The following is a 20,093-nucleotide window of genomic DNA, read 5'->3' on the forward strand; positions in this document are numbered from 1 at the left end:
CTTCCCGCGCTCGGTGCGGCTCCGCTCCGGGCCCGCCACCGCGGCGGGCCCGGAACGCGGATACCGGTCCTACAGGCCCTCGCCGTGGACGGGACCGGGGGTGCCGTTCCCGTCGGTCGTCTGCGGCTCGCCGGTGGCGCTCTCGNGTAGCCCCAACCGTTGTCCCACTCGACCTGGCGGTCGGTGCCGGTGGTCTCCAGGACGTCACCCATCAGCGTGTTCTCGTAGAACCACAGGGCGTCGTCCATGCGCAGGTTGGTGCAGCCGTTGGAGGTGTTGGCCGTGCCGATGTCGGGGTTGTAGGACGCCTCGTGCACGTACTCGCCGCTGTTGGTGGTGCGCACCGCGTAGGAGACCACGGTGTTGTAGTCCGGAAGGCTGTCGGGGATGTTGGTGGAGCTGGAGTCCATCTCCTCGCGCTCGCTGCGCGTCATGAGGACGTGGGTGCCGCTGGTGGTGGTGTTGAAGTGGGTGGTCGCGGCGCCGTTGCTCACCGGGATGGTGCGCTGCTGCTCGCCGTCGACGCTGATGACCATCTCGTGGTCGGGCACGTGCATGGTGGCGATCAGCTCACGGCCGACCTCGAACTCCAGCCGGTAGTTGCGCAGCCCGTAGACGCCCTCGGACGCCTCCACGCCCGCCAGGCGCATGTCGACGGTGACGGTCTGGTGCGGCTCCCAGTACTCCTCGGGCCGGAAGACCGCCCTGGTGTCGCTCAGCCACCGCCACGAGCCCCGGACCGGGTGCTCGGAGACGACCTCCATGGAGTTCTCGACCTGGGCCCGGTTGGTCACCGGCAGGTCGAAGTTGACGATGACGGGCATGCCCACGCCCACGGTCTGGCCGCCGTGGGGGAAGTTGGAGGCCAGGTCCAGGCCCTGGCCGGGTGTGGCGGCCAGGGTGGTGAACTCCGAGACCGCCTCGGTCTCGGTGCCGTCGGAGCCCTCGGCGACCGCGGTGACCGTGACCTCCGCACCGGGGCGCAGGTTCCAGTCGCTGACCCAGGCGGCGCCGTCCTCGCTGAGGGTGCCGGTCATCTCGTACAACGCGGGGTCGTCGCCCTCGATCTCCTCGGTGACGGCCTGGTCCACGCGCACCTCGGTGATGGTGCCGCCCTCGGCCGCCACCCGCACCGGGGTGTTGGGGACGACCTCGGAGGCGCCCGCCTCGGGCGTGATGCTGAGGGAGACGTCACCGCCCCCGGACTGCGGCTCGGCCTCGGTGGGGCTGCACGCCGTGGCGACCAGTGCGAGCGCCGCGAGTCCGATGCCGTACCGGCGGATCGCCTTGCCGGGGGACCTGACCATCCTGCCGAACCTCCTGCTGTCCTGTGCGTGCTTCACACGTACTAGGACCCGCGGCGGCCGGAAAGGTTTGCCCTTCCACGAAGTTTTCTCGGGATTTCGGTGGTTTCGTCCGTCGGGGTTCCGCCACCGTCCCGCGCTCCGGTCACCACGAGGGGAGAGGGACGCCCGGCGCGCCTCCAGCGCTGGCGGCCGTGCGCTCGTGGACGGCCGGGTCATCCGACGCCGTGCTGCGCCGTGAGGCCGCGCGGCGGCCCCGCGCCCCGACGGGGCACGGGGACCGCGCGGGCACCGTCAACCGCGCTTCCGCCAGGCGTTCTCACGGGCCCGCCGGTCGGCGGCCTTCCACCGCTTCCTGCGCTCGGCACGCAGGCGCGCGTCGCCGCGGGACCGGTTCCACTCGGACTCGCGCCGGAGCCTGTTCCAGCGCTCCAGGCGACTCGCGTCCAGCTCTCCCTCGTCCACGGCGGCGTTGACCGCGCAGCCCGGTTCCGCGCCGTGCTGGCAGTCGCGGAACCGGCACCGCTCGGCCAGCTCGGTCACGTCGGCGAAGGTCCGGTCCACACCCTCCCCGTCGCCGGGCACGTCGATGCGCCGCACCCCCGGGATGTCCAGGACCAGCGCACCGCCGGGCAGCCGGAGGAGCTGCCGGGAGGTGGTGGTGTGCCGCCCCCTCCCGTCGTCGCGGATCTGGCCGGTGCCCATCAGCGTGCGTCCGGCCACCGCGTTGACCAGGCTGGACTTGCCCGCACCGGAGGTGCCCAGCAGCACCCAGGTGGTGGCGGGCAGGAACCTGGCGGCCAGCTTCTCCAGCCCGAGGCCGGTGTGCGCGCTGACGGTGTACACGTCGGCGCCCGCGGCCACCGACTCGACGAGTTCGACCGCCTCGGGAAGGCGCTCCCCGGCCAGCTCGGCCTTGGTGACCGCCACGACCGGGGTCGCGCCGCTCGACCAGGCCAGGCTGAGGAAACGCTCCAGGCGTCCCACGTTGGGCCCCTGGTCGGCGGCCTCGCAGATCAGGACCGCGTCGACGTTGGCGGCGAGCACCTGGTCGTGGGAGTCCCTGGCCACGCCCTGGCGGACGAGGCTGCCGGCGCGTTCGAGGACGGCCTCGACGAGCCAGGTGTCGCCGGAACGCCGTACGGCGACCCAGTCACCGCCGCACGGAGCGGCAGACGGGTCGGCCCGCGCCGCCCTGGTGACGGCCGGGGCGTAGTCGGCGGTCCTCTCCCCGGGGAGGTGGACCACCGCCCCGCCACGGCGGGGGGGGGGCNCGCGTGCGGGGACGAGGGCGTGGGCGCTGGACGCGGCGGCGGCCTCGAAGGCCCGCTCGACGCGGGGGTTCCATCCCAGCGCGGTCAGAGGATGGGAGAAGGTGTCTGTGTTGTCGTACGTACTCACGGCGGACTCTCTGGAGGGCGAGCCGTCCGGAGGGGACTGACCCCTTCAGGGCTCGCGAACGGTCGGGAAGGTCGGGTTCGCACCATGCGCGGGAACGGTCATTTCCTCCACCTCCGTCGTCGGCCGCCGGGAGCACGGCGCGCTCCGGCCCGGCGAGTCTAGGACCACCGGGCCGGAGCGCACCACGGGTTTTCCGTGCGGAAGGGGATCAGCGGCGCCGGGTCCACACGTCGTCGGCGGGCAGGGCCGGTCGCGCGCCGGTGGCGTGCCGGGGCACGTATCCGGCGGAGGCCGTCTCCCGCTCGCCCTCCGCCTCGGGCGGGTCGGCGCGGACCGGGCGCCGCGAGTGGCTCGGGCGCTCCTCCTCCACCCCAAGCAGGAGGAAGAGGCTACAGATCAGCAGGAAGACGAACAGGCCCACGATCAGGGGCAGCAGCAGGTCCGGCGCGCTGGAGCCGTCCGGTGTGCCGCGGGAGAAGGCGGGCGCCGTGACGTGCATGCCCATCATGGCGGTGTAGTGCATGCTGGTCACCGCGACCCCCATCGCCACGGAGGCCGTGGTGATGGCCACGAACCCGCGCAGCCGGGACGCGAACCACAGGGCGACGGTGGCGGCCACCAGCCCGATGGCGCAGGCCAGGGCGACGTACAGCGGATCGTGGTGCGTCTCCCCGTGCATGTTCATCGAGTACATGCCGGTGTAGTGCATGACGACGATGCCGGTACCGGAGATGAACCCGCTGAGCAGGAGCCAGGAGGCCCTCCTCCTGAGGATGGTCAGTGTGAGGGCGACGGCCATGGCCGCGATCGCGATGACACCGCTGACCATGGTGAGTACGGCGTCGTAGCGGATGGCCACGCCGGGCGGGGAGAAGCCCATCATGGCGATGAAGTGCATCGACCACACGGCCATGCCGCCGAGCGAGAGGGAGGCCAGGGTCAGCCACTGCCACCGGACCAGGCCCGTCGCGCGGCGTGCCCGGGAGGCGAAGGAGAGGCCGAGGAACGACCCGATCACCGAGACCGTGAAGGCTATGGCGGGGATCAGCCAGTTCTGGGAGAGGTGGTCGAGCACAGCGCACTACTTTCCATGACCCAGGTCACGTTTGTGGGGGCCTATGGATAGTAGGCAGCGAAAATGCTGAGACGCCAGAGCTGTTGTCGAACGTGTATGGCCTGATGTGGCCAATGGCGACGCAGGGATGTGAAGGCGCGACCCTCGGTGCGGAAAGGGTCGCGAATCAGGCCCGGAGCCCCGCGAAGGCGATCCCGGCCAGGGTGTCGGCGATCTCCGAGGAGTCGAGTCCGCGGTCCGGCTTGTACCACTCCGAGATCGAGTTGACCATGCCGAACAGCAGGCGCGCGGCGACCGCGGGGTCCACGTCCGGGCGGATGTCCCCGTCGGCGGCGCCCTCGCGCACCAGGTCGGCGATCAGGTGGTCGAACTCCCGGCGCCGCTCCAACGCGTGCTTCTCCACCTCCGTGTTGCCGCGCACCCGCAGCAGCAGCGTCACGTGCGGCAGTTCGTCCACCAGTACGCGCACGCTGCCGCGCAGCACGTGCTCCAGGCGGTCGATGGCCGGGCCGGTGGTCGAGGCCTCCTCGCGGGTGACCGCGAACAGGGCGTCCATGGCCAGGTCGAGGGAGCGCCGCAGCAGTTCGGTCTTGCCGGTGACGTGGTGGTAGATGGCCGACTTGGTCACGCCCAGGGCGCGCGCCAGGTCCTCCATGCTCGTGCCGTCGTACCCGCGTTCGTTGAACACGCGCGCGGCCACGCGCAGGACGGAGTCGGCGTCGTGGCCGGGACGGCCGGAGCGCCGCCGGCCCGCCGTACCGCGACGGGAGGGCGCTGGTTCGACTGGGGAAGTTCTGGACACGGTTGTCGAATCTACCTGGTGGAGGCGACCCCGTGGGCGGGGACGGCCGGAAGGCGCGTCCCGTCTCACGGGCCCCTCGCAGGGTTTCTTAACGAACGGTCGGTTGGTAAAACAGTCTAGCCCCGGTCACCGTCGCTCCGCCACGGGCCCGCGCCTCTCCGCCCGGGTCGGCCCGCCGCCTCCGACCGACCCGACCCGCACGGGTCCGGCTCGGGTCCTCGGGCCCGAAGCGCCCGCATAACCGGAAAGGTGTCCGCACGGAACACCGGGTCGAATACCTTTTTCCTGGGGGCGAAATTCCCATTTCCTCTCCCGCGCCCTTGTGGCCGTGCTTTTTGCATCTCCGGTCAGGCATGACGTAGTAAATTGCGGAAAATGCTGCGGTGTGAACGTCGAACACCTATTCTCGTGCGTGTCCGCAGAGGACGGTTCGCCTGATTCGTCGTGGGCCGACGGAAGTACCGGCCCCAGCCCTCGCAAAGGAACGCCGTGCGCTTCGACCAGCAGTTGCGGGAGATGCTCCAGACACCCGGGGTGGTCAGTGTCTGTCTCGTGGACTGGCGTGACGGCCGCACCCTGGCCCACGTCGGCGCCGACGACCGGCCCCTCGACGCCGCGGCGATCCTCGGGGCCATCCACGGCGGCCCCCTGTGCGCCTCCCAGCGGTTGGAGGACGTGGTCGTCACCGACGCGGACCACCACCTGCTGTTCGCTCCGGTCGAGGGCTCCGACCTGTGCGTACGGGTGCGGATGGGCCGCGCGGAGGGCAGCCTCGGCTTCACCCTGCGGCGGCTGCGCGTCCTGGTGTGCACGGTACGGGTACCGCCGCCCGGCGACGACGCCGACGGTCCGCCCCGGCGCGGCCGTCCCCGGCCGGTGGCCCGCGTGGCCGCGCCCGTGGACCGCGGGGTCCTGGAGCGCGTGCTCACCGCGCTGCGCACGCTGGCCGTCGGCCGTTTCCGGTCGGCGGCGGCGTGACCGGTGTCCCGCCCCGCCGCAGGGCCCCGGGTCTGCGCCGTTGGATCGCCGACCGGGGGATGCTGCGCCGACTCACCACCAGAAGAGAGAAGGACATGCCGAACATCGAAGCCGGGCTCAAGGACATGATGGAGATCGAGGGGGCGGTGGGCTCCGCCGTCGTCGACTACAGCAGCGGAATGGCGCTGGGCACCCTCGCCTCGACCAACTCCCTGGACCTCACCGTGGCCGCCGCCGGGAACACCGAGGTGGTCCGCGCGAAGATGCGCACCATGGACCAGCTGGGCCTCAACGACGTGATCGAGGACATCCTCATCACCCTGTCCGGCCAGTACCACATCATCCGGCCCCTCACCAGCCGCAAGGGGCAGGGGCTCTTCCTCTACCTGGCCCTGGACCGAGCCCGGGGCAACCTCGCCCTGGCCCGGCACCGCCTCAAGGGCATCGAGGCGGACCTGGAGGTCTGACCGGGACGCCGGCGCCCCGACCGCCCTCCCCCCGAGCGGTTCCCAGTCCCGGAAGGATGGGGAAGAATGCCGGTGTCCGCCCCCCGACGCCGCAGGGAGACAGCACATGTTCCGGGTCGTTATCAGTCGTCTCACCGACGACGGACTGCGTGTCACTCCCGAACGGAAGGACACCGCCATGTCCGTCAGCGAGGCGGTGTCCTTCATCAGGAGGCATCTGCCCGGCGTGGACACCGGGGCCTTCGGCGGCGACGCGGTGCAGAGTTCCGTCAACCGGGTCAACGACTTCCGGTGCGACGTATCCGACGCGGACGGCGGGCACTACCGGGTGGTCATCGCCCCGATGATCTGACCCCGGCGCGCCCGCCGGCTGGCGGCTGACCGGATATGTTGCCGGTGCGACGGGAGTGCTCCACCCCCCACCCCCGGGTGATCCTGTGCTCATAGCGAGGTCGGAGCGTCGAGACGCGCTGTAAGCACAAGATCGTGGCGAACGGGGCGGGCTGGCGAACCTTTCCGTTCACCGCACGGGACAGTCCGCCGGTCCGTCAGTCCGACCCGAAGACGGAGTCGAACGACGACTCCGGCGGGTCGTAGGCGTTGGCCCGGACGAAGTTCACCGCCTCGGCCGCACCGACCAGCCGGTCCATCCCCGCGTCCTCCCACTCCACCGAGATCGGCCCCCGGTAGCCGATCGCGTTCAGCGTGCGGAAGCAGTCCTCCCAGGGCACGTCGCCGTGCCCCGTCGACACGAAGTCCCAGCCGCGGCGCGGGTCACCCCACGGCAGATGGGAGCCCAACCGCCCGTTGCGGCCGTTGCCCACCCGCTTGCGGGTGTCCTTGCAGTCCACGTGGTAGATCCGGTCGCGGAAGTCCCACAGGAACCCCACCGGGTCGATGTCCTGCCACACCATGTGGCTGGGATCCCAGTTCAGGCCGAACGCGGGACGGTGCCCCACCGCCTCCAGCGCCCTCTCCGTGGACCAGTGGTCGTAGGCGATCTCGGAGGGGTGCACCTCGTGCGCGAAGCGCACCCCCACCTCGTCGAACACGTCCAGGATCGGATTCCACCGGTCGGCGAAGTCCCGGTACCCGGCCTCGATGACGTCCTCGCCCACCGGCGGGAACATCGCCACGTACTTCCAGATGGCCGAACCCGTGAAGCCCACCACCGTGGACACGCCGAGCCTCGCGGCGGCGCGCGCGGTCGTGCGCATCTCCTCGGCCGCCCGCTGGCGCACGCCCTCGGGGTCGCCGTCGCCCCACACCCGCGCGGGAAGGATGTCCCGGTGGCGGTGGTCGATCGGGTCGTCGCAGACGGCCTGGCCGAGCAGGTGGTTGGAGATCGCCCACAGGCCCAGTCCGTGGCGTTCGAGCGTGTCCAGCCGGTCGCGCGCGTAGTCGTCGTCCACGGCGGCCCGGGTGACGTCGAGGTGGTCGCCCCAACAGGCGACCTCCAGGCCGTCGTAGCCCCACGAGGAGGCCAGGGAACACACCTCCTCGAAGGGCAGGTCGGCCCACTGTCCGGTGAAGAGGGTGACTGGTCGCGGCATGTTCGTCTCCTGCGTGCTCGGGTCGGGTCGGCTCAGTGGTCGTGTCCCCCGCCGGTGCCCTCCCCGCCGGTGCCGGAACCCTCGGTCCCGGCGCCGTCGGGTTGGAGGGCCCCGCTGTCGGGGGCGGCGGGAAGGTACAGGTGGACGTGGCCGTGTCCGGCGTCCACACTGATCGTGTCCAGGTGCGTGGCGGCCACCGACCAGGAGGTGACCGCCTGGTCGCGCAGGTCCATGGCGATGTGGAGGACGTCCATGCGCATCTCCTCGTCCTCGATCAGGGCGGCCTTGGCGTAGGTGTCGACCGTCATGGTCAGCAGGCGGACGGAGGAGGCCAGACCGGCGCGGGCGACCTCGTGGGAGGTGCCGCCCCCGGCCGGTTCACCGACGTGGCCCGCGGCCTCCCGCACGCCGACGCGCCAGGTGTTGACCATCGAGGCGTCGGTCATGTCCAGGGGCGGGTGCGACCCGTCGGTGGGCAGGAACTCCTCCATGGCCTCCACCACGGGAACGAGCCCCTCGTGGGCCAGGCGGGTGTGCTCGACGAGCTCCCCGACCTGCGCGGTGCCGCCTCCGGCCTGACCGTCACCGCCGAGGAACACGACGGAGGCGGCCACGGCGGCGCTCGCCAACGAGAACGACACCCCGGTCAGCCACCAGGTGGCCGGGGTCGTCTCCACCGGGTCCGGTGTCCCGTCGGTGTTCGGAGCGGAGGGGGAATGGTGGCGTGTGGGCATGGTGACGTCTCCTGTCGGGGGTGGAGCCGCCCAACTGGTAGCGCTTTCCGGTGAGCGCGGCACCGAGCGGGGAGGTGAACGTGTCCCGGCCCAAAGGCGCCGTCGGCCGTGGTGCGAACACGGTGGCCTAGCCGCACGGCGTCTCCTCTCGTCGGGTCAGGGAGCGAAGGAAGGCCAGGCCGTCGACGGCGATCGCGTCCTGGGTCACCGCCAACGGTCGCCAGACGGAGGCCGCCGTGGCGATGCTGGCATTGTCCGCCGTGAACGACTCGATCACCAGAGGCCCCGCGTAATCCGCCGCGTCGAGCGCGCCGATGATCCCCTTCCAGTCCAGGTGGTCGGCGCCGGGGGCGCCGCGGTCGTTGGCGCACACCTGCACGTGCGCCACCCTCCCGGCGGCGCGCCGGACGGCCGCCGCCACGTCCCGCTCCTCGATGTTCATGTGGTACACGTCCAGGGCCAGCCCGCAGTGCTCGGCGGGCAGGTCGGCCAGCATCTCCAGCCCCTGGTCCACCGTGTTGATCACGCTCGTCTCGTACCGGTTGAGCGGTTCCACCGCGAGGCGGACCCCCGCGGCCGAGCAGTGCCCGACCACGGGGGCCAGCGCCTCGGTCAGCTCGGCGCCGATCCCCGCCCGCTCTCGCGGGGACATGCGCCAGGTACGGCCGACCGAGGCGTAGGCCGGACCGGCGACGACGGAGGAGCCGACCGTCGCCGCCGCGTCCACGACCCTCCTGAGGTAGTCCCGCGTGGCCGAACGGGTGGCGCGGTCGGTCGCGACCAGCTCCCGGCCCGGCCCCATGACCAGCACGACGCTGGCCGTCAGCCCCAGCCCGTCCAGCAGGTCCCGGGCGCGCCGGGGATCCCAGTCACCGGTGTCCTCCACGGGGAGCTCGATCGTGTCGAACCCCCACCCCGCCACGCGGGGCGCGATCCGCTCCAGCTCGGCGTCGGTCAGCGGTGACGTCCACACCCACGTGTTGACCCCCAGCGCGCGCATCTACCTCTCCGTCCAGGCCTCGGGGTAGCCCGGCAGGTCCTCGCCGCCGAACTTCGCGTAGTGCAGGGACGGCATGGCCTCGTTGCGCTCCAGGTACTCGTCCAGCTCGTTCGCGCGGACCGGCTCCTGGGGCAGGACCCACTCGGAGGGGACCTCCTCACCGGCCAGGATCATGCTGGCGGCCAGGATCGGGGTCCGCCACTGGAAGTTGGAGTAGACCGGGGCGATCGCGGTGAGGTCCTCCTCCCGCCACTTGCGCATGAAGCTCAGCTCGTCCTCGCCCGAGATCACCGGGTAGGGCTGGCCCGCGTCCTCGAAGGCCTCCAGGGCGGCGACGGCGCCGTCGCCGGCGTCCATCCAGATGCCGTCGACCTCGCCCCGCTGGAGGTGCTGGGAGACCAGGTCCTTGATCTTGGCGCCGTCGCCCTCGGTGAACTCGTAGCCGAGCACGTCCAGCTCGCTGTCGGCGAAGATCCGCTGGGCCGCCGCCCAACGGTGTTCGAGCACGTCCACGCCGGGCAGGATGCGCAGCGCCAGCACGGTCGAACCGGGTTCCAGCTCCTCGACGAGGAACTCGGCCGCGTCCGCGCCGAAGGCGTAGCCGCCGATCGGGTGGATGAACGTGACCATGCAGTCGGTGTTCACGCCGCGGTCGAAGACCACGACCGGGACGCCGCTCTCACACGCGGTCTCCACCGCCGGGGTCAGCGTCGCGGTGGTGGACGGCGAGATGATGATGACGTCGCACTCCCCGGAGTCCACGAACGCCTGGATGTCGGAGATCTGCTGGTTGTCGTTGTCGGCGGCGTCGGACACCCGGAACTCGCCGATGCGCCCCTGGTCCCGGAGGGCCTCCACCTGCTGCTCCATGGTGATGGAACCGGTGACGCGCCACGGGTTGGACACCGAGGCGTTGGAGAAGCACAGCGTGGCGTCCTCGGGCGACTCGTGGGCGAACTCCGAGGTGTCGATCCACTCGGGCTCGATCGCCTGCAACCAGGGCTGGTCCTCGGGTCCCTCCGGGGTGATCTCGCGCTGGGCCAGCTGGGTCTCGAACTCGGCCTCGTCGAACCACTCCTGGTCGGGGGTGAGGTCGGCGCCCTCCACGGCGTCGGTGGGGGCGTCCGTCGTACACGCCGTGAGCATCAGGGTCAGGCCGGCGGCGCCGGCGAGCAGCACGCGGGGGACGCGCATGGTTACCTCCTGGAAGTGCCGAGCGACCGCTCGGTCGGGTGGTCCGGTCGCCGTCGCAGGCGCTCCGGCAGTCGAAGGTCGCCCCGGCGGGCGGCGTAGGCCACCGCGGCGATGATGATGAGGCCCTGCACCGACGGCTGGAACGTCGAGGGCAGGTAGAACTGGGTGAACAGGGTGAACAGGGCCTCCAGGGTCAGGGCGCCCAGGACGGCGGCGACCACGGTGCCGCGCCCGCCGCCCAGCACCACCCCGCCGAGCACGACGGCGGTGATGGCGGTGAACTCCAGCCCGTCCCCGACCTGGGCGGTGACCCCGGCGTATCCACCGATGAGGACGGCGGCGACGGTGGCCATCAGCGAGGAGCCGACGAAGGCCATCGTGCGCACCCGCCACACCCGTACCCCCGAGAACGCGGCGGCGACGTCGTTGTCGCCCGTCGCGACGAGGGAGCGGCCGAAGGGCGAGCGCATGCACAGCACGGCGCCCACCGTCAGCACCAGGGCGATGAGCAGCGCCCACGGGATCTCCCCGAGGACGGGTACGCCCTCGATCCCGCGGCGCCCGAAGGCCCGGAAGGACTCCGACAGCGCGCCGGTGGGCGCGCCGCCGGTCCAGTAGCGGACGGCGCCGAACAGGATCAGCATCGTGCCGAGCGTGGTGATGATCGACGGCACCCGCAGCAGCGTGGTCACCAGGCCGTTGACCAGACCCACGGCCAGGCCGAAGAGCATCATGAGGCCGATCACCGGCAGGGTCATGTCCTCCCGGCCGTCGATGAGCCGGGCCGCGACCACCACCTGGGCGCCGACCAGGGATCCGACCGAGAGGTCGAACTCCCCGGAGACGATCACCAGGTACTGGCCGATCGCCAGGACCACCAGCGGCGCGGCCTTCTGGGCGAAGGCCATCAGCGGCGGACCCTCGAAGAACGACGGGTTCTGGGTGGCGATGCCCGCGAAGATCAGCGCCAGCAGCAGGGCGACGGTCGCCGTGCCGCCCCGGCCCAGCGCGGCGAGCGCGGCCAGCGCGCCCGAACCGCGCGTGTCCTGGGTGGGAGTCGGGGTCATCGGCGGCCTCCGAGGGGTTGCGGTGAGGGCTCGGATCCCGGATCGGGGGCGGCCCGGGAGCCGGGGCGCGGCCCGGGGGAGGGCGGCGCCGCGCCGCCGGAGGGGAAGCGCGTCCGCGCGCCGGAGTTCCCGCCGCGGGCGTAGACGGCCACGGCCGCGATGACGATGACGCCGCGCAGGACCTCCTTGACGAACGGGTCGACCGCCAGCACGTTGAACACGGTGTCGAGCGTGGCGAGGATGAGCACCCCCGCGACCGTTCCGGCCACACCGCCGCGTCCGCCGAGCAGGTAGGTGCCGCCCAGCACCACGGCCGCGATGGCCTCCAGCTCGTAGCCGCCCGAGTAGACGGTGGCGCTGCCGGTGCCGAAGCGGGCGGCCAGCAGCAGACCGGCGACACCGGCCGTGACCGAGCACAACACGTGCGCGGTGACCGTGGGCACCCCGGAACGGATGCCGGACAGCCGGGCGACCTCGGCGTCGCCGCCGACCGCGTAGATGTGGTAGCCCGTCCGGGTGCGGCGCAGGAACAGCACCGCCGCCACCGCCATGCCCAGCATGACCAGGGTGGAGACGGGCAGCACGCTGATCCGGGTGTAGCCGAAGGCCTGGAAGGCCGCGGGGATCTCCCCGGCCGGGCCCTGGAAGTTCGTGTCCAGGTAGCCCTTGATGATCAGTCCCATGCCCAGGGTGGCGATGAAGGGGTTGACCCGCAGCCCGGTGACCACCAGCCCGTTGGCCAGGCCGATCAGCCCGGCCACACCCAGGGTCACGGCCACGCCGAGCACGACGCGGGAGGGGTCGCCCGCCATGGTGGTGGCCGCGACCACGGTGGACAGCGCGGCGACGTAGCCGACCGACAGGTCCAGGGAACGGCACAGGATGACGAGTGTCTGACCGATGGCCAGGAAGCCCAGCAGGCTGCTGCGGGTGAGCAGGTCGACGGTGTTGGCGGTGGTGAGCAGGTTCTCGCCCCGCGCCGCCACGAGGGCCGCGCTGACCGCGAGCAGCACCGCCAGGGCGAGGTAGACCAGCCCGGTGGTGCCCAGGCGCGAGCGCAGGCTCCGGAGGGCGCGGGTGGGGGCGGGGGTCGACGGGGGTGTCACGGGGCGGCCTCCTCGTGCCGTGCCGGGGAGCCGCCGCCGTTGTCCGGGGAGGAGGAGCCGGAGTCCGGGGAGGAACCGGAGCCGTGGTCGGCGGGATCGGGAGAGGCGGCGGTGTCGCTGGGACCGGCGGTGTCGCTGGGGTCGGCGGATCCGGCCGGTTCAGGGGTACTGGCGGGACCAGCGGGGCTGGCGGGGGTGGAACTCTCGTGTGGTGATCCGGTGGCCATCGCCATGACGGCCTCCTCGGAGGCCCCGCCGGGAAGCTCGCCCGCCACCCGGCCGTCCCGGAGGACGACAAGCCGGTCGGACATACCGATCAGCTCGGGCAGCTCGGAGGAGATGAGCACGATCGCCACACCGGCCGCCGCGAGTTCGCGCATCAGCCGGTAGACGGCCTGCTTGGCGCCCACGTCGATGCCGCGCGTGGGTTCGTCGAGCACCATCACGCCGGGGTCGGCCGCCAACCACTTGGCCAGGACCACCTTCTGCTGGTTGCCGCCGGACAGGAACCGGACCTCCTGGCCGTGCCCGCCGCGCGCGACCAGCTCCACCGAGGACAGGATGCCGGGCAGTCGCCTGGCCCCGCGGGCCGAACCGAACGGCCAGACCGCGTCCAGGACCAGGCGGCCGTTGGCCGTCACCGACTGGTTCAGCGCCAACCCCTGCGCCTTGCGGTCCTCGGTGACCAGCACCAGACCGGCGCGCACCGCCCGGCGCGGCGATCGCGGGTCGACCCGTCGGCCGTCCACGGCGACCTCGCCCCGGGTGAAGCGTTCGACGCCGAAGAGGGCGCGGGCGACCTCGGTGCGTCCGCTGCCCTGGAGCCCGCCCAGGCCCAGGATCTCGCCGCCGCGCACCTCGAAGCCGATCCCGTCCAGTTGGGTGTTGCCGCCGCCGGACACCGACAGCCGCACCCTCCCCACGTGTTCGCCGTGCGGCTCCAGACGCTCGGGGAAGACCGCCGAGACCGGGCGTCCGACCATCGTGCGGACCAGTTCGGCCGGAGTGATCCCGTCGGCGGGGACGGTGTCGACGTGGTGGCCGTCCTTGAGCACGGTGATGGTGTCGGCCAGGTCGAAGATCTCCCGCATGCGGTGCGACACGTACAGCACCGCCACACCGCGTGCGCGCAGGCGGCCGATGATCCGGTAGAGCACCTCCACCTCGTGGTCGGCCAGCGCGGCGGTGGGCTCGTCCATGGAGATGATGCGCGCGTCGTGGGAGAGCGCCTTGACGATCTCCACGATCTGCTGTTCGGCCACCGACAGCGACCGGACCCGGTGCCAGGGCTCGATACCCTCCAGCTCCAGTTCGGCGAGCAGTTCGGCGGTGGCCCGCTCCATGGACCGGCCGTCCACCAGGCCGCGGCGGCGGATCTCCCGGCCCAGGAAGACGTTCTCGGCGACGGTGCGCTCGGGCAGGAGGTTGAACTCCTGGAAGACCGTGGTCACCCCCGCGCGCTGGGCCTGGACGGGGTGCTCGAAGGAGACCCGCTCACCCTCCAGTTCGATGGTGCCCCCGTCCGCCCGGTGCACCCCGGCCAGCACCTTCATCAGGGTCGACTTGCCCGCCCCGTTCTCGCCGACCAGGGCGTGCAGCTCACCGGGGCGCAGTTCCAGGTCGACGCCGTGCAGGACGCGCACGCCCAGGAAGGACTTGGTGACGCCGCTCATGCGGAGCAGGGGCCGGCCGCTCATCCGCCGTCCACCTCGGGGACGTCGACCCAGCGGCGCTCCCGGGCCGAGGCCAGCACCGCCTCGGCGAGGACGGCGGCGCGCAGTCCGTCGGCGAACACGGGCAGCCCCTCGGGTGGCTTCCCGGCGACGGCCGCGCCGGTGTCGGACACGAGCGCGTTGAAGCAGTCCTGGTAGCCCTGCGGGTGCCCGACGGGGACGGTGGTCAGGCGCGCGGCGTCGGAGCTCAGCGCGGGGTCGTCGCGGGTGATGGTGGTGGTGCGGCCCCGGCTGCCCGCCCAGAGGGTCTCGGGCCGCTCCTGGTCGAAGAGCAGGGTGCCCTCGGTGCCGGAGACCTCCAGCACCAGCCGGTTCTTGCGGCCGGGGGAGACCTGGCTGATGACGGCGCCGCCGACCACGCCGCCCGCCGTGGAGAACTGGAAGGTCACCAGGTCCTCGGTGGCCACGGCACGGCCGTCCCGGGTGTCGTTGACCAGGGAGGTCTGGGCGCTGACCGAGGTGATGCGGTCGCCGGTGACGAACTCCAGCATGTCGCACCAGTGGGAGCCGATGTCCCCGAACGCGCGGGTGGGGCCGCCAAGGGCGGGGTCGACCCGCCAGTTGTCCTCCTCCGGGTACAGGAGCCAGTCCTGGAGGTAGCCGCCGTGGGCGAGGCTGACGCGGCCGATGGCGCCGGAGGCGACCTGGGCGCGCGCCTCGCGGGCCATGGGGTGGAAGCGGTAGGCGAAGGGGACGACGGCGACCCGGTCGGCCTCCTCCGCGGCCCGGACCATGTCACGGGCGGTACCGGCGTCGGTGGCCAGGGGCTTCTCGCACACGACGTGCTTCCCGGCGGCCAGGGCGGCCAGGCTCAGCGGCGCGTGCAGGTGGTTGGGGACGCACACGTGGACCACGTCCACGTCGTCGCTGTGGATGAGTTCGAGGGCGTCGGCGTGGGCCCGGGCGATGCCGTTGGCGATGCGGAACTGCTCGGCCTTGGCGGGGGAGGAGCCCGTGACCCCGACGACCTCGCCACCGGCGGCGCGGACGGCGTGGGAGTGGACCCGGCCCATGAAGCCGGTGCCGATCACCGCGGCGCGGTAGGCGTTCGGGGCGGTCAGCCCGGGAGCAGCCACCTCACCCAGGCTTGTGACCTTTCTCACTGACATGCCCGAACGGTACGCCCGACTTCTGTCGGCAGTCAAGCAGAAGTTGTCATATCCGGCCACAATAGGCGGGGGAAAGGTGATCAGTAGATCCTGTGCTTCACTGTTCGCATGACGGAAGACGCGCTGACACACACGGAGGGACGGCCCGGATCGACCGCCGCTCCGACGACCGCACCGGGTGCGGGAACCCTGCTCCGACTCCTGCGGGACGGTCGTCCGCGCACCCGCTCGGAACTGGCCTCGGTCACCGGTCTGGCCCGTTCGACCGTCACCCAGCGCGTGGACGCCCTCCTCGCCAGCGGACTCATCGGTCCCGCGGGAGAGGCCGTGTCCACCGGGGGCAGGCCGCCCACGACCTTCTCGTTCCGTCCGGAGGCCCGCGTGGTCCTGGCCGCCGACCTGGGCGCGACCCACGCCCGCCTCGCCCTGACCGACATGTCCGGGGCGGTGCTCGCCGAGGAACGCGCCGACCTGGACATAGCGCTGGGCCCCGAACCCGTCCTGGACTGGGTCGTGGACCGCGGGCGCGGCCTGCTGGAGGGTTCGCGGCGGGGTGTGGAGGAGCTGCTCGGCCTGGGCATCGGCCTGCCCGGCCCGGTCCAGCACTCCACCGGGCGTGCGGTGAACCCGCCGATCATGCCCGGGTGGGACAACTTCGACGTCCCCGGCTACGTCCGGGCCCGGCTCGACGTGCCCGTGCTGGTGGACAACGACGTCAACATCATGGCGATCGGGGAGCACCACACGGCCTGGCCCGCGGCCAGTCACCTGATGTTCGTCAAGGTCGCCACGGGGATCGGCTGCGGCATCGTCAGCGAGGGCAGCGTGTACCGGGGGGCGCAGGGCGCGGCCGGGGACATGGGGCACATCCACGTTCCGAGCGGCGACGAGCGCCCCTGCCGCTGCGGCAACACCGGCTGCCTGGAGGCCGTGGCCAGCGGGGCCGCCCTGGCCACCGCGCTCACCGCCGAGGGCGTGCCCGCGAACGGGGCCCGCGACGTGGTGGAGCTGTCCCGCAACGGTTCGGTGCCCGCCCTGCGCGCGCTGCGCCAGGCGGGCCGCGACATCGGCGAGGTCCTGGCCGCGTCGGTGAACATGTTCAACCCGTCGGTCATCGTCATCGGCGGCGCGCTCGCCCTGGCCGGTGACCACCTGCTCGCCGGGGTGCGGGAGATCATCTACCAGCGGTCGCTGCCGCTGGCCACCGAGCACCTGAGCATCGTCACGTCCACGGAGGGCGAGAGCGCGGGCGTGGTCGGTGCCGCGGTCATGGTGATCGAGCACTGCCTGAGCCCCGAGCACGCCGACACGCTCGTCAACGGGTCCTGAGGCGCCGCGTCATCATCCTCCGGGGCGGTCGCGATCCGACGCGCGGAGGGGCGGAGGAGGCCCTCTCCGCATGCGGAACTCCCCGGTCACCCGCCCGGCATCCCGGCCCCGGGCCAGGCGCGCGGCGAGCAGCTCCACGCTGCCGCCCAGCCGGAGGTGTCCGTCGACCGGGTGGTCGACCCGCGGTTCCACGTGCGGGTGGGCGCCGGGTTCCCCGTCCGCCGACGCGCGGAAGGCCTCGTTCGGGCCGTCCTCCGCACCGGCCCGGGTCCGGGCACGAACCCGGTGTGCGGTTCCCGCACCAGCGGCAGGCCGTCGAAGCCGTCGTGGTGGCGCCCGTCCGGGGTCCGCACGGCCCACGCGGCGTTCGGTCCGCTGAGGAACCAGCGCGGCGCGTGGGCGGCCCCGCTCCTTTCCGGGGCCGCACGCGTGAAAGGGGGGCGGAGCGCCGGGCTCCGCCCCCCTTCCGGGCGCCACGGGGTCAGGGGGCGCCGCGGGCCACCGGGTTCAGGGGCCGCCCGGTACGTCTCACACGCCTCACACGGCGTCCTGGTCCCCAGGTGCCCGCCGCTCACGCCTGGCGTGCTCCGCCTCCGCGTCCATCTCCTGGGCGCGGACCTGGTTCCTGCGGTACTCGTCCTGCCCCACGCTGGGCAGGACGCCCTCCTGCCGCAGCACGGGCTCCTCGGCCTGCGCGGGCTCGTGCGGGTCCACCGGTCGCGTCTCGTCCCTCGGCTCCGGTTCCGGCTCCCCGACCGGCCTGACGGTCGCCTCCGACGCCCGCGCCGTGTGCGCCGACGGGTCCGTCGACCGACCGTTCAGGGTGGCCGCGCGCCCCACACTCCGCAGCAGGGTGATGATCGCGACACCCGTGACCAGGTTGACCACGGCCGTGCAGACCTGGCTCGCCGTGCCGACGGGCTCGCTGAACGGGGCGACGGCGGCGATCGCGGTCGCCAACCCCAGGATCCAGCCGAAGAACTTCATCGCCCGAGGCGCGCTGAGCAGCAGCACGTGCATCAGCCCCGTGGCCACCAGGGCGGCGGCCCCGGCCAACAGGGCGTAGGCGACGGTACCCGCGTCACCCAGGTTCCCCGCGTCCTCCGACGCGAGCACCGGAACCCCGAACACCCCTCGGAAGACCAGGGCGCCCGCGAAGACCACCAGTGCCGCGACGACGGCGGTGGCCAGTCCTCCGGTCCACAGCCGTGTGGTGTTGACGGGTCGTTCACTTCCTATCTCGGTCATGCCAGTACCCCCAGATACTGTGCCTTCGGGCCGATCCCCTACCCGGCATGCACCCATGTACTACGAGTGACCGAGAAAACCCGCGTCGTGCCTGGTCATCCGGGCGCCCCTCAGATCCGCCGATCGCGTTCGCGATCCGCACGCCGCTCCTCGCCGGTGTCCGGTGCGTGGAACACTGGAAGCATGTCTCACTTCGCGCACGCCCGCGTCGACCTCGACGCGATCTCCTCCAACGCACGGCTGCTCCGCGAGTACGCCGGCGGTACCCCGCTGATGGGGGTGGTCAAGGCGGACGGTTACGGGCACGGCATGCTCCCGGCCGCCCGCGCCCTGATCGCGGGCGGCGCGACGTGGCTGGGCACGGCCTTCATCGGCGAGGCCCTCGAACTGCGCCGGGCGGGACTCACCCTCCCCGTCCTGGCCTGGATCATCCCGCCCGGCGAACCGGTCGGGGCGGCCGTCGAGGCCGACGTCGACCTCGGGGTGAGCGACCGCGCGGTCCTGGACACGGTGATCGCCGAGGCCCGGCGCCTGGGCCGCACCGCACGCGTGCAGCTCAAGGCCGACACCGGCCTGAACCGCGGCGGGGTGAACCCGGCCGACTGGGGCGCCCTGACCGAGGCCGCCGCCCGCGCCGAGGACGGGGGACACCTGCGCGTCACCGGTGTGTGGTCGCACCTCGCCTGCGCCGACGAGCCGGGCCACCCCTCCATCGCGCGCCAGCTCTCCCGCTTCCACGAGGCCCTGGAGACCGCCGACAAGGTCGGCCTGACCCCCGAGGTCCGCCACATCGCCAACTCCGCGGCGCTGATGACCCTGCCCGAGGCCCGCTTCGACCTCGTCCGCGGCGGGATCGCCAGTTACGGCCTGTGCCCCATCCCGGGCCTCGCGGCGCACGGCCTGCGGCCCGCGATGACACTCCGTTCCCGCGTCGCCCTCACCAAGCGCGTTCCCGCGGGCAGCGGCGTCTCCTACGGCCACCGCTACGTCACCGACCGGGAGAGCACCCTGGCCCTGGTACCGCTCGGCTACGCCGACGGCGTCCCCCGCGCCGCCACCAACAAGGGCCCCGTCCTCCTCGGCGGCCGCCAGCGCGTCATCTCGGGAACGGTCTGCATGGACCAGTTCGTTGTGGACGTCGGCGACGACGCGGTGGAGGCCGGGGAGTACGCGGTCCTCTTCGGCGATCCCGGAGCGGACCCGGCCACCCCGACCGCGGAGGACTGGGCCGAGATCCTGGACACCATCCCGTACGAGATCGTCACACGGGTGGGTGTCCGCGTTCCGCGCGAGTACGTCGGCGGGGACGCCTGAGGCCGCACGGCACGGGAACGGTCCGCGCGCGGTGCGGGGCCCTGACCGGCCGCCGTGATCCGGTCACACGCCCCCGCGAACCGCCCTAACCTGGAGGAGGGGGAGCGACCCGCCGCGCCGTGAACCCGCGATCCACCATCCACACCTCATGTGAGCAGTGAGCTGATGACAGACGCGACAGCAACCACTCCAGGTGCGTCCACCGTCGCCGAGGTCACCGCGGCCACCGACGACGCCATGCGCGCCCTCGGCCGCGACCTCGCCGCCCTCGCCCGCCCCGGCGACCTGCTGATCCTGTCCGGGCCGCTCGGCGCGGGCAAGACCACCCTGACCCAGGGCCTGGGCGAGGGGCTGGGCGTGCGCGGATCGGTCACCTCCCCGACCTTCGTGATCTCCCGGATCCATCCCTCCCTGGTCGGCGGCCCCGCCCTCGTGCACGTGGACGCCTACCGGCTCGGCGGACCGGAGGAGATCGACGACATCGACCTGGACATGACCCTCCCCGACTCCGTCACCGTGGTCGAGTGGGGCGAGGGCGTGGCCGAGGGGCTGTCCGACGAGCGGTTGGAGATCCGCCTCGAACGCCACCCCGACGACACCCGCACCGTCCACCTGCGCGCCGTCGGCGCCCGCTGGACCGGTATCGACCTGCCCGGCCCCGCCGGGCGCGGATAGGCGG

Annotated in this window: 18 protein-coding genes and 2 pseudogenes; 6 read left to right on the forward strand and 14 right to left on the reverse strand. The window is 72.5% G+C overall.

The features are described 5' to 3' along the window. Positions 1 to 69: 69 nt before the first annotated feature. From D455_RS30315 to D455_RS0113355, 4 genes and pseudogenes are all read right to left on the reverse strand, one after another. Positions 70 to 1,307: pseudogene (locus tag D455_RS30315) on the reverse strand (Ig-like domain-containing protein). Positions 1,308 to 1,598: 291 nt separating this feature from the next. Continuing rightward, a complete protein-coding gene (rsgA, locus tag D455_RS0113345; RefSeq protein ID WP_017571217.1) occupies positions 1,599 to 2,705 on the reverse strand; it encodes a ribosome small subunit-dependent GTPase A in 1,107 nt (368 codons plus the stop codon). Positions 2,706 to 2,913: 208 nt separating this feature from the next. Further along, positions 2,914 to 3,780: an MHYT domain-containing protein gene (locus tag D455_RS0113350; protein WP_017571218.1), complete on the reverse strand. Its 867-nt coding sequence runs from the start codon at positions 3,778 to 3,780 to the stop codon at positions 2,914 to 2,916. A 166-nt stretch (positions 3,781 to 3,946) separates the two neighbouring features. Then, entirely contained in the window at positions 3,947 to 4,480 is a 534-nt protein-coding gene (locus D455_RS0113355; protein WP_017571219.1) for a TetR/AcrR family transcriptional regulator, read from the reverse strand. A 591-nt stretch (positions 4,481 to 5,071) separates the two neighbouring features. Here D455_RS0113355 and D455_RS0113360 point away from each other — a divergent pair. From D455_RS0113360 to D455_RS0113370, 3 genes are all read left to right on the forward strand, one after another. After that, entirely contained in the window at positions 5,072 to 5,560 is a 489-nt protein-coding gene (locus D455_RS0113360; protein ID WP_017571220.1) for a roadblock/LC7 domain-containing protein, read from the forward strand. A 95-nt stretch (positions 5,561 to 5,655) separates the two neighbouring features. Further along, a complete protein-coding gene (locus tag D455_RS0113365) occupies positions 5,656 to 6,027 on the forward strand; it encodes a hypothetical protein (protein WP_017571221.1) in 372 nt (123 codons plus the stop codon). A gap of 106 nt (positions 6,028 to 6,133) precedes the next feature. Beyond that, the gene (locus D455_RS0113370) at positions 6,134 to 6,379 is read left to right on the forward strand and encodes a hypothetical protein (RefSeq protein ID WP_017571222.1); all 246 of its coding nucleotides are present in this window, start codon (positions 6,134 to 6,136) and stop codon (positions 6,377 to 6,379) included. Between the two features lie 196 nt (positions 6,380 to 6,575). Here D455_RS0113370 and D455_RS0113375 read toward each other — a convergent pair whose 3' ends face one another. The 8 genes from D455_RS0113375 to D455_RS0113410 all read right to left on the reverse strand — a co-directional run bounded on the left by D455_RS0113375 (position 6,576) and on the right by D455_RS0113410 (position 15,517). Then, positions 6,576 to 7,580, reverse strand: a complete 1,005-nt coding sequence (locus tag D455_RS0113375) for a sugar phosphate isomerase/epimerase family protein (RefSeq protein ID WP_017571223.1) — start codon at positions 7,578 to 7,580, stop codon at positions 6,576 to 6,578. A 32-nt stretch (positions 7,581 to 7,612) separates the two neighbouring features. Continuing rightward, on the reverse strand, positions 7,613 to 8,314 hold the full coding sequence (locus D455_RS0113380) for a hypothetical protein (RefSeq protein WP_017571224.1): 702 nt from the start codon (positions 8,312 to 8,314) through the stop codon (positions 7,613 to 7,615). 127 nt (positions 8,315 to 8,441) lie between these two features. Beyond that, complete coding sequence (locus D455_RS0113385) at positions 8,442 to 9,314, reverse strand: sugar phosphate isomerase/epimerase family protein (RefSeq protein WP_017571225.1); 873 nt, start codon at positions 9,312 to 9,314, stop codon at positions 8,442 to 8,444. After that, complete coding sequence (locus D455_RS0113390; protein ID WP_017571226.1) at positions 9,315 to 10,508, reverse strand: substrate-binding domain-containing protein; 1,194 nt, start codon at positions 10,506 to 10,508, stop codon at positions 9,315 to 9,317. Between the two features lie 2 nt (positions 10,509 to 10,510). Continuing rightward, positions 10,511 to 11,575, reverse strand: coding sequence for an ABC transporter permease (locus D455_RS0113395; RefSeq protein ID WP_017571227.1), 1,065 nt, complete (start codon positions 11,573 to 11,575; stop codon positions 10,511 to 10,513). Then, positions 11,572 to 12,681 carry an ABC transporter permease gene (locus D455_RS0113400; RefSeq protein ID WP_017571228.1) on the reverse strand — a complete coding sequence of 370 codons (1,110 nt, stop codon included), beginning with the start codon at positions 12,679 to 12,681 and terminating at the stop codon, positions 11,572 to 11,574. Before D455_RS0113400 ends, D455_RS0113395 begins: the two co-directional genes overlap by 4 nt. Further along, positions 12,678 to 14,378 carry a sugar ABC transporter ATP-binding protein gene (locus tag D455_RS0113405; protein ID WP_017571229.1) on the reverse strand — a complete coding sequence of 567 codons (1,701 nt, stop codon included), beginning with the start codon at positions 14,376 to 14,378 and terminating at the stop codon, positions 12,678 to 12,680. Before D455_RS0113405 ends, D455_RS0113400 begins: the two co-directional genes overlap by 4 nt. Next, positions 14,375 to 15,517, reverse strand: a complete 1,143-nt coding sequence (locus D455_RS0113410; protein WP_026122599.1) for a Gfo/Idh/MocA family protein — start codon at positions 15,515 to 15,517, stop codon at positions 14,375 to 14,377. The genes D455_RS0113405 and D455_RS0113410 overlap by 4 nt, the downstream gene beginning before the upstream one ends. Positions 15,518 to 15,631: 114 nt before the next feature. On the opposite strand from D455_RS0113410, the gene D455_RS0113415 reads away from it, so the two are divergent. Continuing rightward, positions 15,632 to 16,852 carry an ROK family transcriptional regulator gene (locus D455_RS0113415; RefSeq protein ID WP_017571231.1) on the forward strand — a complete coding sequence of 407 codons (1,221 nt, stop codon included), beginning with the start codon at positions 15,632 to 15,634 and terminating at the stop codon, positions 16,850 to 16,852. Between the two features lie 12 nt (positions 16,853 to 16,864). Here the strand turns inward: D455_RS0113415 and D455_RS36150 are convergent. Together D455_RS36150 and D455_RS0113420 are read right to left on the reverse strand one after the other, a co-directional pair. Beyond that, positions 16,865 to 17,427 (reverse strand): annotated as a pseudogene (locus tag D455_RS36150) (DUF6177 family protein). After that, positions 17,390 to 18,100, reverse strand: a complete 711-nt coding sequence (locus D455_RS0113420) for a DUF6069 family protein (protein WP_017571232.1) — start codon at positions 18,098 to 18,100, stop codon at positions 17,390 to 17,392. Before D455_RS0113420 ends, D455_RS36150 begins: the two are co-directional and overlap by 38 nt. A gap of 183 nt (positions 18,101 to 18,283) precedes the next feature. Between D455_RS0113420 and alr the strand changes: the two genes are divergently transcribed. Together alr and tsaE are read left to right on the forward strand one after the other, a co-directional pair. Beyond that, positions 18,284 to 19,414: an alanine racemase gene (alr, locus tag D455_RS0113425; RefSeq protein ID WP_017571233.1), complete on the forward strand. Its 1,131-nt coding sequence runs from the start codon at positions 18,284 to 18,286 to the stop codon at positions 19,412 to 19,414. Between the two features lie 165 nt (positions 19,415 to 19,579). Next, the gene (tsaE, locus tag D455_RS0113430) at positions 19,580 to 20,089 is read left to right on the forward strand and encodes a tRNA (adenosine(37)-N6)-threonylcarbamoyltransferase complex ATPase subunit type 1 TsaE (protein ID WP_017571234.1); all 510 of its coding nucleotides are present in this window, start codon (positions 19,580 to 19,582) and stop codon (positions 20,087 to 20,089) included. Positions 20,090 to 20,093: the final 4 nt, after the last annotated feature.

Source organism: Nocardiopsis halotolerans DSM 44410, assembly GCF_000341065.1.
Lineage (GTDB): Bacteria > Actinomycetota > Actinomycetes > Streptosporangiales > Streptosporangiaceae > Nocardiopsis > Nocardiopsis halotolerans.

Coding starts and splice junctions, on each gene's coding strand:
- D455_RS0113365 (WP_017571221.1), top strand. CDS start 5,656: ATGCCGAACATCGAAGCCGGGCTCAAGGACATGATGGAGATCGAGGGG.
- D455_RS0113370 (WP_017571222.1), top strand. CDS start 6,134: ATGTTCCGGGTCGTTATCAGTCGTCTCACCGACGACGGACTGCGTGTC.
- D455_RS0113375 (WP_017571223.1), bottom strand. CDS start 7,580: ATGCCGCGACCAGTCACCCTCTTCACCGGACAGTGGGCCGACCTGCCC.
- D455_RS0113380 (WP_017571224.1), bottom strand. CDS start 8,314: ATGCCCACACGCCACCATTCCCCCTCCGCTCCGAACACCGACGGGACA.
- D455_RS0113385 (WP_017571225.1), bottom strand. CDS start 9,314: ATGCGCGCGCTGGGGGTCAACACGTGGGTGTGGACGTCACCGCTGACC.
- D455_RS0113390 (WP_017571226.1), bottom strand. CDS start 10,508: ATGCGCGTCCCCCGCGTGCTGCTCGCCGGCGCCGCCGGCCTGACCCTG.
- D455_RS0113395 (WP_017571227.1), bottom strand. CDS start 11,575: ATGACCCCGACTCCCACCCAGGACACGCGCGGTTCGGGCGCGCTGGCC.
- D455_RS0113405 (WP_017571229.1), bottom strand. CDS start 14,378: ATGAGCGGCCGGCCCCTGCTCCGCATGAGCGGCGTCACCAAGTCCTTC.
- D455_RS0113415 (WP_017571231.1), top strand. CDS start 15,632: ATGACGGAAGACGCGCTGACACACACGGAGGGACGGCCCGGATCGACC.
- D455_RS0113420 (WP_017571232.1), bottom strand. CDS start 18,100: ATGACCGAGATAGGAAGTGAACGACCCGTCAACACCACACGGCTGTGG.
- alr (WP_017571233.1), top strand. CDS start 18,284: ATGTCTCACTTCGCGCACGCCCGCGTCGACCTCGACGCGATCTCCTCC.
- tsaE (WP_017571234.1), top strand. CDS start 19,580: ATGACAGACGCGACAGCAACCACTCCAGGTGCGTCCACCGTCGCCGAG.